Origin of the sequence: Vibrio sp. 397 (assembly GCF_033339395.1) — a bacterium.
Taxonomy (GTDB): Bacteria; Pseudomonadota; Gammaproteobacteria; order Enterobacterales; family Vibrionaceae; genus Vibrio; species Vibrio alginolyticus.
The window spans coordinates 254223-271776 of the sequence record NZ_JAWOUN010000006.1 but is presented as its reverse complement, the minus strand read 5'-3'; the positions used below and the strand labels follow the sequence as shown (position 1 = coordinate 271776).

Genomic DNA, 17554 nt, shown 5'->3' with positions numbered 1-17554 from the left:
CACATGTAACATCGACCAATACTAGGGTTAAAAACAAAAACAGCGAGCCGGTGCTCGCTGTTTTTGCTTAGATGAGTGTTAGACAGTAAATCTATTTAAGATTTGATCTTGTTTATGTACATCTTCTTGTTGCGCCTGCATCGCGTCGTTGGTTCGATTTGCCGATTCGGCGACTTGAGTCGATAGGTCTTTAATATTCACCGTATTGTTGTTGATCTCTTCAGCGACAAGGCTTTGCTCTTCCGCTGCTGAGGCAATTTGCAAGTTCATATCGGAAATACGCTGAATCGCATCACGAATGCGTTGTAACGCACTATTTGCTAAACCCGCTTTTTCAACGGCCTCTATAGCACTACCTTTGCTTTGATGCATGGCATTTGCCACAGATGAAGCGCCAGATTGTAGTTGCTCAATCATAGTACGAATCTCTGTTGTCGACTCTTGAGTACGTTGTGCCAGTGTACGTACTTCATCTGCAACAACGGCGAAGCCTCGGCCAGATTCTCCCGCACGTGCAGCCTCGATTGCGGCATTCAACGCGAGTAAGTTCGTTTGGTCCGCAATATCGTTGATGACTTTTAGAATCGTTTCGATATTGGCGGTAGCAGATTCCAACACTTGTACTTCTTCGACTGCAAGGTCAATGCTATCGGAAAGCATGTTTATCGTTTGTGTCGATTCACCAACGATAGAAGACCCCTCAACCGTTGCTTGGTCGGCTTCTTTGGCTGCACTTGCCGCACCTTGCGCATTATTAGCAACCTCTGTCGCGGTGACAGACATCTCATGCATCGCGGTAGCAAGTTGTTCTAGCTCTTGCAGCTGAGTGTGAATTGCGCCTGCCGAGTCTTTTGCGCCCTCAGCGGTGATTTGAGTTCCGTTTAAAATTTGATCAGAAATACGTTTCGACTCAATGATTTGCTGTTGTAAGTTCTCCATGAACGTATTGAAGTTTGTGGCAAGCTCAGAAAACTCTTGGTCAGTATCTGTTTCGAGGCGTTGTGTAAGGTCGCCTTTCCCTGATGCTACATCTTTAATCGCATTGTTTAGCGTGTCCAAAGGACGCATGAGAGTGCGAATCAACAGAGTTAGGGCGATAATAGATGCAATCACGGCAATGATTGAATAAATAATAGCGTTGTTACGAAGCTCTCCTACGGCGGAATAGGCAACAGCTTCATCGATCACCGAACCTACGTACCAGTTCTCGCCAGGAATGTGAGTCAGGTTAACCATGTAGCGGTTGCCATCAATCTCAACATGTTGTGCTGATTGCGTAAGTTCGATTTGCGGGAGGTAGCTACCGACCTTCTCGCCGTTATACTTACTTTGAGGGTGAGCAATGGTTGTGCCATCAGCGGTGATCAGAAATAAGTAACCAGCATCAAACAGATTCACTTGGTTGACCAGATCAGAAAGGGTAGTTAATTCGAGGTCATAAAACATACCGGCTAAAAACTGGCCATTTTCTTTTACTGGCGTACCAACAGAGATGATAACGTTTTTCGAAGACGCATCGACGTACGGATCGGTTACGACCAAATCGCCTTTGCTCTTAGCTGCAATAAACCAAGGACGCTGACGTGGGTCGTAGTCTGGACCCGCATCCCAGCCGTCGTCATTTTCAATCACAAAGCCATTACTTTCATAACCAAAACCGATGGCAAGGAAGCTGCTTTTTGGCGTCGGTCTTTCAAGTATGTTTTGAACATAGCTATGTGAACTGGGATCAAGCTCAATCACTTCAGTAATGGAGCGAGCGAGATCCTTCTTTGCATTCATTTCTGAGTGCACAGTGTTACCAACACTGGTCAATATCTCGTTGACACTTGAGTCGATTTGCTCCTGAGTTTGGGAGCGGATGGTCATAACTTGTTGTGTCGACAATAACGACACGGTAATTAGCAGCAAAAATGAAGAGGCTGTGACAACCTTATGTCTGAATTTCATGAGCTTTCCTCTGATTCTCCCGGTTGGTTCCACTTTGCTTTCGCCTCTTTTAAACCGAGCGAATTGGGCATAAAGAGAAACCTATTGTGTTTGGTTATATTTTTATCGACATCTTTGTCAAAAACATGAACTCATTTGTCGTCTTTTTTAACTAAATTTAAACAAACCGACAATTTACGTTAAAACTTGTGAGTGTGATCATGTTTGCGAGCTCAATTAATGAAATCGTCATAATGAAAAGAATTGCTTAACAAACAGTGGCATCAACTGGCTTTACAGGTGAGGTGATGAAAATTTTGTTGGTGCTGAAAGGTGTTTTGTTGAAGTTTTGTCTTTGTAAATTATGAGCTTTTTACTAAAAGCCTAATGTGGACGGAGTTTTAGGTATAAAAAAGGCCCCGACGATGCGGAGCCTTTGTTAATTGACGTCTCGATTTTAGAAAATAAGATGAGCAACGCCAGCAATCACAGGTAACGTGATTAGCGTACGTAAAATGAAGATTACGAAGAGCTCTACAATGTTTACTGGAATTTTGCTGCCTAACAGTAGGGCACCTACTTCCGACATGTAGATAAGCTGAGTTACTGACATTGCCGCAATAACAAAACGTGTCATTTCGTTATCGATTGAGGCCGCTAAAATTGCTGGAATAAACATATCCGCAAAGCCAACAACGATTGTCTGTGATGCTGCAACAGCTTCAGGGACTTGCAGTAGCTCTAGGTATGGGATAAACGGTTGACCCAGAATTGCAAATACAGGCGTGTATTCTGCAATCACCAATGCAACGGTACCAAGACCCATCACTACAGGTAATACGCCAAATACCATGTCGACTGCGTTGTGTACGCCTTCTTTAAATACAGACTGAACCGATGTGACTTGACCAGCACGCTTAAGAGCTAGATCCATACCCCAAGAGAATGTGGTGTGGCCTTCTGGCACTGCATCTGCGTCTTTATCTGGGTTGCTGCCGTCAATGTAGCGATCTTTCTTCAGACTAAGCGGAGGCAGGCGAGGAATGATAATCGCAGCTACGATACCAGCTAGACAGATAGCGCCGTAGAAAGGCAAAAATAAGTGCTCTAGTTTTACCTGAGCGATAACAACTAGGCTAAACGTGATCGATACTGCTGAGAAAGTGGTCCCGACAACAGCCGCTTCACGCTGAGTATAGAACTTATTTTCGTATTGCTTGCTGGTTAGCAAGATACCAACACTTCCGTCGCCTAACCAAGATGCCATACAGTCAATTGCACTGCGGCCAGGTAGGTTGAATACCGGACGCATTATTTTACTGAGTAACGCACCAAATAGCTCCAGAAGACCGAAGTTCAAAAGAAGCGGAAGCAGTAAACCCGCGAAAATGAAAACGGCAAACAGAGTAGGTAGAAGACCAGTAAGAACAAGCCCGCCAGTGTTCTCTTCCCAAATTGCTTTTGGACCCACTTGGAAGAACGTCATTAACACGGCAGCGCCGCCGATTAAACGAACAACGAGCCAAAGTGGAGATGGGTTGAAGAGACCGTTTAAAAAACCATTACGTAAAATTGCAGCTGGCTTAAAAATTTTGCAAAGAACAGAAGCAACGGCCATGAAAGCGATGATACTGGTGACGATAGCAATCAAGGTATCGCCTAACACCGCTGGGATGACTTTTGCCATCACGGCAACGGGAATGGTTAGGCCGCCATCGTAAGAGATCGGAGCCATAAAGAGTAGAAGACCAATTAGGGAAGGGATGAAAAACATCCAAAAGTTGCCCTTAGGAGCTTCAGTAGCATTAGTGGTGTTATGCATAGTTGTCTCGTGTTACTACTAGTCAATACTTGCCATTTCCATGACATAAATATTCACTAAACATCCGTATTTAATCACAGTTTTGCGGAGGGTACCCGCAAACTGCATCCATTGCAATACTATTCATTAAATGCATCTAGTTATTCAGCCGATTTGTCGGGTAATTGGTCAAATAACGTCTAAGTGTATGCGAATATGTTGCTTGTGTTAGAAAATTGTAGCACGAGAGGCGAGTTGCGCAGTGAATTATGGGGCGCATTGTGACTGGAATAATAAAATGGTAAACAAATGTGATTTTGATCTAACTAACTTCTTTGCCAGAAATTCAGTTAGCCTTATCTATTCTAAGGTTTTTAGTGGTGTCAAAATACCGTTCAGCGTTTCTTGTACCGTTGCAGTGTGAACTTATTGAGCCAAATCCGATTGAAGCATGTCGCTTCAATCGGATCGAAATTTTATGCTTTTTGTTGACGGCTAAGTATGTATAGGTAACTCCAGTAAATCAGAGCTGTAGAAAAAGCCAATATTGCTGGGAAAACCAGCGTATATAAACCATATACCGTAAATAGAGCCGCTCCCGCGACGCCGCCAAACAAAAAGCCAAAGAAAATGAATAGGAATAATTTTGCTTTACGTCGGTCAAATTGACGACCTCTCAAGCTCTCTCCAATCATAATCCCTAGATCGGTGATGATTCCGGTCATATGTGTGGTTCTGACTACTGCGCCGCTAAACGTGGTGATCATTGCGTTTTGTAATCCACATGCTGCTGATGCTAGATATTGGCCGTACAAATCCCCTTGCACCAAAAAGCCCAAGCTGAGTAAGAGCAAGCTCCCTTCTATGCACAGTGCAACACCATATCTTCGCCCTAGTTTTAACGCACTGCTTTCAATAAAAAAGCCGCTAAAGGCAGCGCCAATCAAAAAGCTAAATACGATGAAGAGCAGGTGAATGGAGCTATCCACACCTGTTAGCAAGCTGTTCCCTAGCTGAGTTACGGTTCCCGAAAGATGAGTTATCGCTTGGTGTTGAAAGCCGAGAAGACCAACGGCGTTGACGCAGCCCGCGAGAAGAGCTAGTAGAAACGCGCCATATTCCACCCAACGAGGAAGTCTGGAAATCACAATAAACCCCCACCAAATATTAGGAGCCGATTATAACGCTCACACCGAGTTACGAAACCCTTTACAGTAAAACTCGATTGATCATTCTCAAAAAAATCTCACTTATAGGGCGTTTGTCCGAGCCAAAGTAAATACGTGAACGTGGATTGCCCGCTAGCAGATGTGTTCCGTTGTGCATTCGAAACTCACCCACCCGTGTTTCATTTGTTCATAGACTGAAACCGTAGGTTGGTGGAACTCTTTATCAGTAAATAGACCGACGGGAATGATCATGATTTCTGGGTATGCAGAAACGAACAACCTCATTGTCGTGCCGCAGGATGGACAAAAGTCATACTGAACCTCACTGCCATCATCGCCAATTCGGGTATAGCTAGTGAATTCACCGTTTAAAGTGACGTGCTCTTTTTCAAAGCGAGCTTGTACCCCAAAAACACTGCCAGTTCGTTTTTGGCATTCGAAGCAATGGCAGACAGACGTGTGGGTGGGCTCTCCCTTACAACGGATCTCAACTAAACCGCAGGCGCACTCGCATGTATGAATGGTTTTTGTCATCGTGATTACCTATTTGTCCCAATACACCAATAGACCTAGAGCACAGAGCTTATGTCACTGGCTCGTTATGAGCTCTGGACTTGAAACTATTTGGATACAATCAGTTTAGTTTAATTTTGAAACACTTGAAGAGGTGAAATCATTTGGGTATACAATGGTATACTCGCTTTTCGTTTATACCTTGAAACAAGGAACTCTTCATGACTCACAAAAAAATCCTGCCGATACCACTTATTCTACTTATTCCAATCGTTTTATTGGTTGTGGTTGTGATCGCGGGTGTTTATCGTTTTAGTTTGTCTGATGACGAGATCATGGCTAAGTTTCCTCAAACAGAAGTAGAAACGAACGTTATTGTGCAAGAGACGCTTGGTATCACTGCACGTAATCCTTGGACGATCCAAGTCCCCGAGCAGGGTGCGGTCACTTTTCTTGATGAGTGGGATAAAGAAAACGGCTATTTGATAGGTGACTATGATGCAGGTGCGACGAAAGGTCAGGTACTTGTTCCAACTGCGTCGATTAGCCAGCGTGAGATTGAAGGTGTTTCATGGGTTGTTGCATCGATGATTGTAACGACACAAGGTAGCGGTTCGTTTAACTATGTTGGCTTGTTCAAGTTTGACCCCGTGCCGAGCCGAGTTGTACTTTTAGACAGTATTTTTGTTGGTGACCGCGTGAAATTTACTCAGCTCGAATGGAAAAGTGATACAACTATCACGCTTTCATATTTAGCGCACGGTGACGATCAAGCAATGGCAGACAAGCCAAATCAATTCAATTCATCCACATTACAGCGTGTAGGGAATAACTTACATATGCAACAGTGATGAATTTTTTTTGAGTTCTGTAAAAATTCAGTATTTTCTGCGCTAGATCTCGAAATTTCCTAGTGATTTCTTATTCGGGAATGCATAAGCTATGAGCCTTGTTTGAAAGGAGATAGTAATTCCCGTGTCTACAAATGAAATTACAAGACGGTTGCCGAATCTGACAAGTCGTAGAGCGCTGCTGTTATACTCCTTGCCAGTTTTAGTTGCGATTGGTGTTTCTCACTCTCTCAAAGAGTCATCTTTAACCAAAACCATCGCATTGAACCTACCTGAATCTCAGGTCGTTGAAAAAATTCTTGATGCGACAACTGCCGAAGTTGTCACTCCCCCGAACTTCGAATATCAAATCCAAGCAGGTGACAACCTAAGCACTATTTTTAGTCAGCTCGGTTTCGGTTACAGCTCGTTAATGAAAGTAATGGAAACGGATTTGAACTACTTGGCACTTGATACACTTAAGCCGGGCAATACGCTCCGTTTCTGGCGTGATGATGCGACAGGCGAGTTAGCGAAAATGGAACTGCAATTTTCTATTGCAGATAAAGTGGTCTACAAGCTGAATAGTGATGGTAGCTATGACTTTACTGATATTTCCATTCCTGGCGTGTGGAGCCAAGAACCTTTAGTTGGCGTTATTCAAGGCAGTTTTTCTTCTTCTGCGAGTCGTTTAGGTTTAACGTCGGCGGAAGTGAGTCAAGTCGTAAGCTTACTCAAAGAACAACTTAACTTTGGACGTGATCTTCGTGCAGGTGATCGATTTGAAGTTGTTCGTCGCTCACAAAGCATCAATGGTGTACCAACAGGTAAGAACGAAATTGAGGCGATTAAGATTTATAATCGCGGCCGCGAGATCACCGCTTACCTTCATACTGATGGTCAATTCTACAATGCCAAAGGTGAAAGCTTACAGCGCGCATTCCAGCGTTACCCTGTAAGTAGCCGTTGGCGTATCAGTTCTGGCTTTAATCCTAATCGTTTACATCCAGTAACGGGGCGTGTTGCGCCGCACAACGGCACTGACTTTGCTGTACCAACCGGTACACCAGTCGTTTCTACTGGTGATGGTACAGTGATCATGACTCGTAAACACCCTTATGCGGGTAACTACGTGGTTGTTGAGCACGGCAGCAAATACAAAACCCGTTACTTACACCTAAGTAAGATTTTGGTGAAGAAAGGGCAAAAGGTTTCTCGAGGCCAGCGTATCGGTCTTTCTGGTAAAACAGGTCGAGTGACTGGGCCACACCTTCACTATGAGTTGATTGAATACGGCCGTCCAGTTAACGCTATGCGAGCAAATATCCCAATGGCGAGTTCTGTTCCTAAGAAAGAGATGGCTACTTTTGTCGCGAACAGAGATGAAATGGATAGACTATTACGCGATAAAGAGAAAGCAGTGCTGTAATAAAGTACTTCGCTCAAAAAACAAAAAGAGACTAAGCATAGCTTGGTCTCTTTTACTTTGTGCATTAACTAGATTTGAATTCTATGACAGCAGTCTGTTCAGTACGTTAGGCACTCCGCACTTCACGTTCATTTATCAGGTGTACGATTTCTTCAACACTGTGTGGACGAGAGTAAAAATAACCTTGGATGTAGTGGCAGCCCATTTCAATTAACTTTTGTAGTGCTCTATCGTCTTCTACTCCTTCGGCAATCAAATCCACATCGAGCAGCTCTGCCAATTGCGCTATCAAAAACACTACTTGTTCAGAGGTTGTATTTGAGAGCATGTTCTGCACAAAGGTAGCATCGATTTTGATGCTATCAATCGGATAATTGTGTATATAGTTCAAGCTTGAGTATCCCGTACCAAAATCATCCAGTGCGACTTTAAAACCCAAGTATCGCAACGAGTTAAGTACCATCTGTTCACGGCCACTTTGTGAGAGTAAGACGGTCTCGGTGAGCTCTATAACAAAGTCTTTTGCTTCGTGCTGATACTTTTCAACCATGTTGGTTAAGTGATTAATATAACGGTTGGAATCAACCAGCTCATACGCTGAGCAATTGATGGAGAGTTTGACTTTATAGCCTAGGTTCGCTTCGAGTTCTTGCTTTGCGATACACGCGAGTTCAATAATCCGTTCACCTAACTCGATAATCAGGCCTGATTGTTCGGCAGCTTCAATGAACTCCGCTGGAGAGATATTTCCATAGATATTGCTATTCCAACGAGTCAAAATTTCAAAGTAATTCCAGCGGTCGCTCGTGATATCGACGATCGGTTGAACCACTACATACAACTCATCGCTGTCTTGTATATCAGTACTTAGCTGGATTCGCATTGCCTCAATAAGCTGCGTCCTACGGTGGTATAACGCACTAAGGTGTGTGTCGTAATGCTGAATCCGTGTATCGCGGTGTTTTTTACAATCTTTGAGAGCGAGACTGGCATTCAAAATCAGCTCATCGCTGTTCAACATATGTACTGGGGCACGTGCAATACCAATACTAACGGTGAAAGAAATCCGGTTAGATTTGTCGCTGTAGCCGCTTTCAATTTTGTCGAGTACTTCCTGACACACGGCGACAGGAACTTCGTCGTACGTGATGAAGGCGAATTCATCTCCTGCAACACGGAACGCATTGTTTGGCGACGACAAGCTCTGTTGAATGGCGTTAGCTGTGAACTTAATGATTTGGTCGCCGATATAGTTTCCGTTGATATCATTGATCGATTTGAAATTATCGATATCAAGATACGCCAAACTGAATGGACGAGTCGCTTGCTGCGTTAATGTCTCCAAGGTATCAGCTAAACAGCTACGGTTGAGCAGTCCAGTTAGGTTATCATGCGATACCTCATAGCTAAGCTGATTAAGAAGCTTATCTGAACGTTCACTGACCCACTTTTCACGTAAGCTATGAATAATGACATTGGCATAAAATCGGTGGAAGTCGAGGATATCTTGCGCTTCTTTCGCGTGGATGCTTCGGGTAAAGGTAGACAGTAAAATTCCCAGAACTTCGCCATTTTGTGTCTTCAATGGCAGGCCAATGTAAGCTTGAATGCCATCTTCTTGAAACATCTGATCTTCAGGAAAACGCTTGTATACCTGGTCTTGATAGAAAATATGTTCGCCAATGTCTTTCGCCACTTTTTCACAGGGGGTGCCTGAAAGGTGGTAGCTTAGGTTGTCTGTAATTTTTCCATTGCTGGCGAAGGAAATGGTATGAGCCGAATGCTGAAGATGCGCAACTTCTACAACGCAAGTGCAATGGCTCTGCAAGTGTTGATGAATATCTAACGTGACTCGGTTTAGCTGAGCCGTGCCGTTTAGCTTCAATATCTCATCAATTTTGTGGAAACTGATTTGTACCTGACCCATCGAGCATTTCACCTAGCGTTGTTATTAACATATCGTGTAAGACACGACGAATTATTATTTGATATGCATCAAATAAACTATCGGTTACTAAGGCAGATTTTTCAAATTTTGTGAACGAACAAATCATTATTTTCATGTTTTTATGCTTGAACCTTTTAAAGGTATAGCGATAAAAACGCTAAGCTAGGCGCGCTTCTCCTCTTCTAATCGTGATTTGAGATAATCGAGGAATAGCTTAGTCCGGGTATGCTGATAATCCAGCTTTGGATAGTAGGCATATACAGTGGCTTTATCCGCTGTGATATCGGGCAGGATAGGGACTAACGCGCCGGATTTGAGATCATCTTTGATCATGACGTTGTTCGTCATCAAAATACCCATGCCTCTTTTGGCACCATGAAACAGCGCTTCTGGGTTGGTCGTGGCAAAGTTACCGGACAAGCTGATACGTTTGCCTCGATTTGTTTTGATTTCTCGTGAGGGTTTTTCTCCCCAAATCAGGACATTATGCTCTGTCAGATCCTCAACGCATTGTGGTGTGCCATATTTCTTTAGGTAACTAGGCGCGGCGTAAAACTGGGCTTTATGTTCGAAAAGTGCAGTAGCTTTGAAACTTAGAGAGTTCAGTTGCTCTAATTCCCGGCTAATAAACAGGTCTAAGCTTAGCTCTGGCAATTGGCCTGGTAGCGTTGTTGTTAATTGAAGTGTGATGTCTGGATATTTATCAAGAAAATCATCTAGGTAATGCACCAAAAACTTAGAACCAACCGCCAGTGTCGCGCCAATTTTCAATAACCCCGCTGGTGATTGGTTGACTGAGCGAGTTTCATCTAATACCGATTGCCATGAATCAAGCTGACTTTTTGCTCGTTGATAAAACAGCGCACCAGCTTCAGTTTGGCTAATTGAGCGGGTCGTACGTTTGAGTAGTTGAACGCCAATTTTATCTTCTAGCCATTGAACTCGCTTACTGATAGCTGAGCTGGTGGTATTGAGTTTCCGCGCTGCTGCATTAAAGCTACCTTCTTCGACCACACGAATATAACTCTTCACGCTTTGAATCCAGTCCATTGTATCTCCTTGGGAATTAATTCCTTTCCAACTTAGCTGATTATCATCTTTGAGTATCAAATATACACTGTTTGCCATCAATCTGTCACAAAGTAGGAGGAACGTTTGCGTAAAACACCATTGTTATTAGCGATGATGATCATTGCCACAGGCCAAGTTGGCGTTAGTATTTATCTTCCTTCTTTGCCGTTGATTGGTCATGACTTGAATTTGCCGCAACATTCGATTCAGAATCTCGTCACGCTATTTCTCGTTGGCTTCGGTATCTCTCAGCTTTTTTACGGCCCATTGTCTGATGCGATTGGTCGTCGGCCGGTGTTTATTCTGGGGCAAAGTGTATATCTAGTTGGTACGGTTATTTGCATCGCGTTTTCGGACAACATTGTTGCCCTTGAAGCGGGACGGTTACTGCAAGGCCTAGGAGCGGGCAGCGCTTCGGTACTTGGTCGGTCAGTACTGCGTGATAGTTATGACGGTATGCAATTAACCAAAGCGCTATCTTATATTTCAGTCACTGCTTCAGTGATGCCAATTATTGCTCCGCTGTTTGGTGGCTGGATTGCTTTTCACCTGAGTTGGCATGCTGTCTTCGTGTTTGTACTGATTTACTTAATGGCAATTTTTACACTTGGTTTATTGGTGCTGCCAGAAACGCTGCCTTATCCGAAGAGAAAATTTAAAGTAGGCGAAGTAAGCGCGAACTATTTGCGTCTGTTAACGAATACACAAGTGATTGGTAGTGCGAGCTACAACTGGCTTAGTTATTTATCGGCTCTGGTTACTCTCTCCTTGTATCCATTTTTAATGCAACAAGAGTTAGGATTAACGGCGGCAGATTACGGCTCTTTGATGATCATACCATCAGTTGGTTTGCTGACGGGTAGCTTAGTGCTGAACTTGATCAATGCTCGTTACAAAGCTCAGCAAATCTTGCTGATGAGTTTCGCGATTGTTGCTGTTGCAGGCTTCATGTTGTTGGTTACCCCCTTCAGTGTATTTTCATTGCTGACGGCATTCACGTGTTTAAGTTTTGCTCAAGGAATGTCATTCCCGGTATCGATCAGTTTGCTACTTTCCCCACATAAGCAACAGGCAGGCGCGGTTTCTGCGCTATCTGGTTCTATTCAAATGTGTTTAGCAGGTTTGTTTGGTGGGTACTTAGTAGACTCATGGGTTACGAATCAGCAGCAGCTTGGGGTGTTTTATTTGTTTATTGCGTTACTTTCTTGCTTTGTTCTTGTACTAAGCCAATTTCGTAAAGTGCCAGAAGGGACGGTTCAAGCAGAAACTTCCATCTGAATATACTTGCAACCAGAAGGTCGGCTTTCTAAAATGCGCAGCTAAATTAAGTCTGGCCTGTTGTGTATACTGAATGACTTGGTTTGAAAGGAAGAGGGCGAACCTTGATACTTCTCTCAAGCTTGGAATACATTTCTGCCCAATGGCTATCCGATCTCTAATCGTTAGGTGAAAGAATGCAACAAAACGAATTTGAAACACTGGTAAAAGAAATTACTCAGCAAGAAAGCATGCCAAAGGCACTTGAAATCTTGAAGGCGTGTGAGGAAGAAGAAGTTGCACAAGCGGCGCAATCCCTAACGGGTCAGTTTGGCCTTGCAGAAGTTGATGGTGAGAAACGTATTTACCATATTACCACTCAAGAAGATGAGTCCGGAGAAGAGCAAGAATACGTAGAGCACGTCATGAATGAAGGCGATCACTTGATCAAGTTTGCTGCGTGGTTCTTTGAAACATTCTTTGAAATCAAACAGAAAGATACGTACGTCGCAGCGGGTAAAACATACCAACAACCTAAGCGATAGACGCTCATTTCAAAAAATCCACGAAAACTAAACTGAAAGTTAATTACAAAATAAATGTGACTGGAGTCTTGTTTTTATCTAATTGTGGTGTAAAATTACAACATAGTTAAGTCAATACATTCAGGAGAAGGTCATGGGTAACGAACTTGGTGGTGCTTATATTGGCCAGATGATTGCAAAAGACGCGATGCACAAAGCGCTTTACGGTAAAGCGAAGAAGAAAAAAGCTTCTGTTTTTGCTCGTGTTATTAAAAAACTGGCGAAATAATTTAAAAAGCCCTGATTGAAAAATCAGGGCTTTTTGCTTTTCTCTGTTTTGTTGTTAGTAAGTAGCCAACATATTGCACAACATTGGCAAACGCTACTCAAAGGCTGATGACATTTAAATCTAGAATTACGCGGATTGGCTTGGTATCTCCACAACATTATTAGGCACTTTATCTAGCCCCTTTGCTGATAACCACTTTTCTAAATTGTCAGCGCCTCCAATATATTTTCCATCTAACCAGATTTGCGGCACTGTTACCGGTGTTTTTTCGCCAATGATGGCTTTTACTTCAGGAATCATGCGGTATAAGGCGGCGCTGTCTTTAACTACATCACGGTACTCATACTGAACACCAGCCTCGTCAAGTAATTGTTTGGCTTTGACACAGTAAGGGCAAGTTGCTTTACCATAAACAATGTTGCCTTTTAGCTCATCGCGTTTTACCCACTCAGCAATAACAGACTGTACAAGCACACCCCGATTCAATGCTTCTCCTTGGCTGATAACTTTCCCTTCGACAAGAAGAATGGGTGCATGCCAAGCCCCCGCTTTTAATGGTTCCCACCAGTGCGATAACCAATCTTTTACTTCAAGTTCAACGGGCACATCGGCTAGTTCGTTTTCAAAAGTATCCTTTAAAATATCTTTGGTTAATGTACATTCACCACAAGGAATATTGACTTTGAATGGGCCCCAACTACCAGCCCAGCGATACAGTGTAATTTTGATTGGTTGACTCATATGGGTTCCTCATTTCCTTTCCTGAAAATATAGAACTTTTAAATTAGATTTTTCTTTCAACTAACTTTGTCTTTTTCGCTTCCCAATGCGTAATAAACGCAATAGATGCAATAATAATCGCAGCACCTAACCATAAACGACCAGGAGGCACCCAACCAAACACCAACCAACCAGCAACAACATTCAAAGGCAGTTTGGCGTGATCAAATGGTTGCACAAATGAGGCGTCTGCTACTGCATATGCTTTAACGATAGCCCATTGAGCGAGTGCTGTAAGTGCACCTGCGGCTAAAAGCACACCCCATATCGTCCACGTATCTGGCATAGTAAACGTCGGTATCGCTAACAAGATATTAAATGGCGTTATCAGCAGTAATAAATAGACAACCATGGTTGAAGGCGGATCGTTTACCGACATTTTTTTAACCATTAATGAATACGCTGCCCAGAAAAATGCGGCGCCAACAGGGAGCAGGGTCGCCCATGTAAATGAGTCTGCCCAAGGCTCAAGAATAATCATGGCACCAACAAACCCCGTCAATGTAGCGAGCCAGCGTGCAGTACCTACTTTCTCTTTGAGTAACAAGCCAGAACCAACTGTGGCAAATAACGGGGAGGTCATGAGAAGTGCAATACCTTGCCAAATTGGAACTGGGTAAGCGAGAGCCCATAACCAAAGTTGAATCCCGATAACAGAGAGAAAAATGCGGAATGCATGCCAGCCAAAGTGTTGGGTTCTTAAAGAACGTCTAATCCCAAGTGTACGTAGGTAGGGCAGAATAACAAATAAGGCGATTGCATATTGGAATAACGCAAATGTGGTAGAGGAGACACCAAAGTTGATGCTAGCAATTTGGGCGAAGCTGTTCACTATGGCGAATGCCAAGCCAGCTGTTAGCATCCAGGACGCACCTTGAACAGGATGATGATTCAATTGAAAAATTCCAGTTTGATAGAGGTGGCGGGATCATACGTCCTATTGTTTTTCGCGCCAATAAAAAAATGCCTCCCAGAGGGAGGCGACATTACCAATTCAAAGGACGTGCCTGTTATAACAGGTACAAAGAACGAGAAGCACAAACGCTGCCATGCATTTGCATAAATAATATTGCAGAACACGTGCCAACTTTTATATATTTGATTTTAAATGGTTTTTTGGTTTTTCTATGTTGTCGATTAGATGAAATGCACTAACTTAGTGATCAATCGCATTAAAAGAGGGCAGAAGTAGGCGTCGTTACGGTCGTTTTTCATTGCTGAGCGATGCTTGGATAGTGTGAAAACTTATCGAGTTGTGTTGGGGTACATAAAAAATGGCCAGCAAAGGTGCTGGCCAAGTGGACTCGCTCTTAGGACAAGAGTGAATTAGAAATCGTAACGTACGCCTAGGCGTAGTGTGTCTTCACCTTGAACCACTTTCACTTTACCATCTACTACATCCTTCTTTTCATCGAGTTGGTTGATGTAGTAAGACAGGTAAGTACGGAAGTTACTGTTTAGTTTGTAGTAACCAACGAGCTCGATCCCTTCAACGGTGTCGTATTTTGGACCGTTGTCTTGATCATTCTCTTGAGCTGTGTATAGCGCAGCAAGGGTCACTTTGCTCGCTACTTTGTAGCTTGCTACTAACTCGTAAGCCGTAAAGTCTTCAGCGTCCGTCAATGAACCTTGAGAGTAAGTACCTGCTAGGTATAGGTTATCCATCGAGTAGGCGATACCACCTAGAATTTGGTCTTCAGAGTTGTCTTTATTTACGTCGCCACCAGAATATGCAAGACCGAGGTCTAGGCCCATTGGTAGTGAGTACATTCCAGAGATGCCGTATTTATCTTCGTTATCGCTAGAGTTTGCTTGGTAGGTTGCTTGAAGTTGTAGTGCATCAAACGCCCCACGGTATGCGAAAACGCTGTCTTGCTTATCAGAAGACGAATCAATAACTTGCTGAACACCAGAGAATTCAGTGATATCCGTCATGTCAGAGATGATGACTGCAGCCATGTCTTGACGACCTACAGAGAAAGCACCGATATCAGAGTCGACGCCTGCATACATGTAGCGGTTTTTGAATTCACTCTTGCCCGTTTTTTGTTCGGCTTCGTAAACACCGAAAGCAGAAAGGCCGTTGCCGATGTCTGTTTTACCTTTTAGGTTAAGACGAGCACGGCTTTTATCTTCCATAGAACCTTCAACTTCAGCACCGTCTGAACCGATGAAGTCACCACGAAACTCAACGCGGCCGCCAACTTTTAATTCAGTACCGTCGTTTTTGTATACAGTTGCTGCGAATGATGGTGCTGATACCAATGCTGTAAGAATTGCAGTAGTTAGTGCTGCCTTTTTCATTTTCTTATTACCCTAGTTGTAATCGATGGGCTTTCTTGCCCGATGTGTTGATGACGCTAAGGTAAAGGCTGAAAATGAAAGATAGATTTCTGTTAAGTTATGATTTGATTGCACTTTTATTGCTGGCGAGAATAAGTGTCCCTTCTCATACCACTTATAAAAAGAAAGGTTTATCTTTTTTGAGGTTTTTTCCTCTCCGTTGAAGACTGTGTTTTTTTCAAAAAGTTCCTGAATTGTTTCTTGACCCTAAATGTAAGTAAACATTTCAATTTGGCAGGGAAGTTTGGCCTAAAAATAGCGAATCATCAGCTATTTGTGAGCTAACTCTCTCTAAAGCATTTCTTATTGTAAGGTTTTTATTTCTCGATTTTTTGAAGGCTAAGTAAACGATTGCTTTTTAGGTTTTGTCTGAGATCTTTTCACTCGGTTGTCAGGAACTAATCAAATAAAGTGTCGGCAGTTGTTACACAAAGGTAAAACTAATCTGGTGGAAACGATGCCTCGGATAGCCTTTGTATTCCTCTCTTTGTTCATCATTTCGTTTTTACGAAAGTGAACCAAAGCCGGGTCTAAAACTGACTAACCAACTAATAAGTAATGGATTTAGAAATGAATAAAAAATTATTAGCAGCGGCAATCGCGGCAGCAACCTTCGGTACTCAAGCAGTTGCAGTGGAACTATATAATAACGATGGCACAACATTTTCGATGGGCGGCCACGTTTCTGTTAATTTAAATGGATCAGAGCAAGGTGACACGGATGTGGGTACTAACTCTCCTCGTATCAATATCTCTGCGACACAGGATTTGGGTAATGGCTTCACCGCAGACGCACGTGGTGAATGGGCGCTAAACTACTTAGACGGTGGTGAAGAGTCGTTTAAAACTCGTCTAGGTTACTTAGGTATAACGCATGAGGTTTATGGTCGTGCAGTAGGTGGTACGCAATGGTCACCTTACTACGATGTCGCAGGTATTGCAGATATGCCAATCGCGTTTGCCAACGACTTCATCTATGACGATCATGGAAACCTTGGCACTGGCCGTGCGGATAAAATGCTTTCTTACCGTAATGCCATCGAGCTGGGTGAAGCGGGTGTGATCAACTTTGGTCTTGGTTGGCAGGGTGCAAACGATGATTACACGCGCAACGATGCTGGAGTTATAACTGGCGGTGCTAAATACGATGACCGTGTGCAAGCTGCGCTTTCTTACTCAGTCATGGGCGCTAAAATCGGTTACTCTTACAATGGCGGCGATTTCCAGCACCCTGCATATGCAGGTAAGCACACGGCGGAATCACACGTTGTATCAGCATCTTACGGTGCGTACGGCCAAGGCCTATTCCTTGCTGCGGTTTATGGTTCAAACGAAAACATGAACTTCAGTGCAAAAGGCGACCGTTTAGAAGAAAGTGATGCGTACGAAGCGATCATCGCATACGCTCTAGCAAACAGCCTAAACTTGAGTGTTAACTATGAGATGGTGGAAGGTAAAGAGTTTAAGAGCTCTAAAACAGAAACTGCTCGTGAAGAAATGGCACTACAAGCAGAATACAACTTCACGCCTAAATTTGTTGGTTACGCGGGTTACCAGTTTGACCTAAATGACGACAATGGTCGTGAAACTGATGACAAATGGGCGTTAGGTGCTCGTTACTACCTATAATAGGATTTAGCGAGAACTATTATTCAGCTCATTGATCTAAAG

Annotated in this window: 15 protein-coding genes; 6 read left to right on the top strand and 9 right to left on the bottom strand. The window is 43.3% G+C overall.

What is annotated here, in order from left to right; all coding sequences use genetic code 11:
• Positions 1-78 precede the first annotated feature (78 nt).
• The 4 genes from R7P36_RS12465 to R7P36_RS12450 form a co-directional block, all read right to left on the bottom strand.
• Positions 79-1950: a methyl-accepting chemotaxis protein gene (locus R7P36_RS12465; RefSeq protein WP_213900036.1), complete on the bottom strand. Its 1872-nt coding sequence runs from the start codon at positions 1948-1950 to the stop codon at positions 79-81.
• A 436-nt stretch (positions 1951-2386) separates the two neighbouring features.
• Entirely contained in the window at positions 2387-3751 is a 1365-nt protein-coding gene (locus R7P36_RS12460; protein ID WP_017635848.1) for a YjiH family protein, read from the bottom strand.
• Between the two features lie 455 nt (positions 3752-4206).
• Positions 4207-4878 (bottom strand): YoaK family protein, encoded by a 672-nt coding sequence (locus R7P36_RS12455; protein ID WP_005375484.1) that lies wholly within the window; start codon positions 4876-4878, stop codon positions 4207-4209.
• Positions 4879-5031: 153 nt separating this feature from the next.
• The gene (locus R7P36_RS12450) at positions 5032-5433 is read right to left on the bottom strand and encodes a GFA family protein (protein ID WP_158173158.1); all 402 of its coding nucleotides are present in this window, start codon (positions 5431-5433) and stop codon (positions 5032-5034) included.
• A gap of 200 nt (positions 5434-5633) precedes the next feature.
• Between R7P36_RS12450 and R7P36_RS12445 the strand changes: the two genes are divergently transcribed.
• On the top strand, positions 5634-6263 hold the full coding sequence (locus R7P36_RS12445; RefSeq protein ID WP_158173157.1) for a hypothetical protein: 630 nt from the start codon (positions 5634-5636) through the stop codon (positions 6261-6263).
• A 124-nt stretch (positions 6264-6387) separates the two neighbouring features.
• The gene (locus R7P36_RS12440; RefSeq protein WP_025768471.1) at positions 6388-7671 is read left to right on the top strand and encodes a peptidoglycan DD-metalloendopeptidase family protein; all 1284 of its coding nucleotides are present in this window, start codon (positions 6388-6390) and stop codon (positions 7669-7671) included.
• Positions 7672-7777: 106 nt separating this feature from the next.
• On the opposite strand, the gene R7P36_RS12435 is transcribed toward R7P36_RS12440, so the two are convergent.
• Positions 7778-9598 (bottom strand): putative bifunctional diguanylate cyclase/phosphodiesterase, encoded by a 1821-nt coding sequence (locus R7P36_RS12435; RefSeq protein WP_318122169.1) that lies wholly within the window; start codon positions 9596-9598, stop codon positions 7778-7780.
• A gap of 183 nt (positions 9599-9781) precedes the next feature.
• Positions 9782-10669, bottom strand: coding sequence for a LysR family transcriptional regulator (locus R7P36_RS12430; RefSeq protein WP_025768470.1), 888 nt, complete (start codon positions 10667-10669; stop codon positions 9782-9784).
• Positions 10670-10774: 105 nt separating this feature from the next.
• On the opposite strand from R7P36_RS12430, the gene R7P36_RS12425 reads away from it, so the two are divergent.
• The 3 genes from R7P36_RS12425 (at position 10775) to R7P36_RS12415 (ending at position 12760) form a co-directional block, all read left to right on the top strand.
• The gene (locus R7P36_RS12425; protein ID WP_017821607.1) at positions 10775-11968 is read left to right on the top strand and encodes a multidrug effflux MFS transporter; all 1194 of its coding nucleotides are present in this window, start codon (positions 10775-10777) and stop codon (positions 11966-11968) included.
• 176 nt (positions 11969-12144) lie between these two features.
• Entirely contained in the window at positions 12145-12492 is a 348-nt protein-coding gene (locus R7P36_RS12420) for a hypothetical protein (protein ID WP_005375501.1), read from the top strand.
• Between the two features lie 133 nt (positions 12493-12625).
• A complete protein-coding gene (locus tag R7P36_RS12415; protein WP_017635854.1) occupies positions 12626-12760 on the top strand; it encodes a hypothetical protein in 135 nt (44 codons plus the stop codon).
• A 126-nt stretch (positions 12761-12886) separates the two neighbouring features.
• On the opposite strand, the gene R7P36_RS12410 is transcribed toward R7P36_RS12415, so the two are convergent.
• From R7P36_RS12410 to R7P36_RS12400, 3 genes are all read right to left on the bottom strand, one after another.
• Positions 12887-13501 (bottom strand): glutaredoxin domain-containing protein, encoded by a 615-nt coding sequence (locus tag R7P36_RS12410; RefSeq protein ID WP_017635855.1) that lies wholly within the window; start codon positions 13499-13501, stop codon positions 12887-12889.
• 43 nt (positions 13502-13544) lie between these two features.
• The gene (locus tag R7P36_RS12405) at positions 13545-14402 is read right to left on the bottom strand and encodes a DMT family transporter (RefSeq protein WP_005375542.1); all 858 of its coding nucleotides are present in this window, start codon (positions 14400-14402) and stop codon (positions 13545-13547) included.
• 464 nt (positions 14403-14866) lie between these two features.
• On the bottom strand, positions 14867-15844 hold the full coding sequence (locus R7P36_RS12400) for a porin (protein ID WP_053350491.1): 978 nt from the start codon (positions 15842-15844) through the stop codon (positions 14867-14869).
• Between the two features lie 609 nt (positions 15845-16453).
• Here R7P36_RS12400 and R7P36_RS12395 point away from each other — a divergent pair.
• On the top strand, positions 16454-17512 hold the full coding sequence (locus R7P36_RS12395) for a porin (RefSeq protein WP_086047288.1): 1059 nt from the start codon (positions 16454-16456) through the stop codon (positions 17510-17512).
• The last annotated feature ends 42 nt before the right edge of the window (positions 17513-17554 follow it).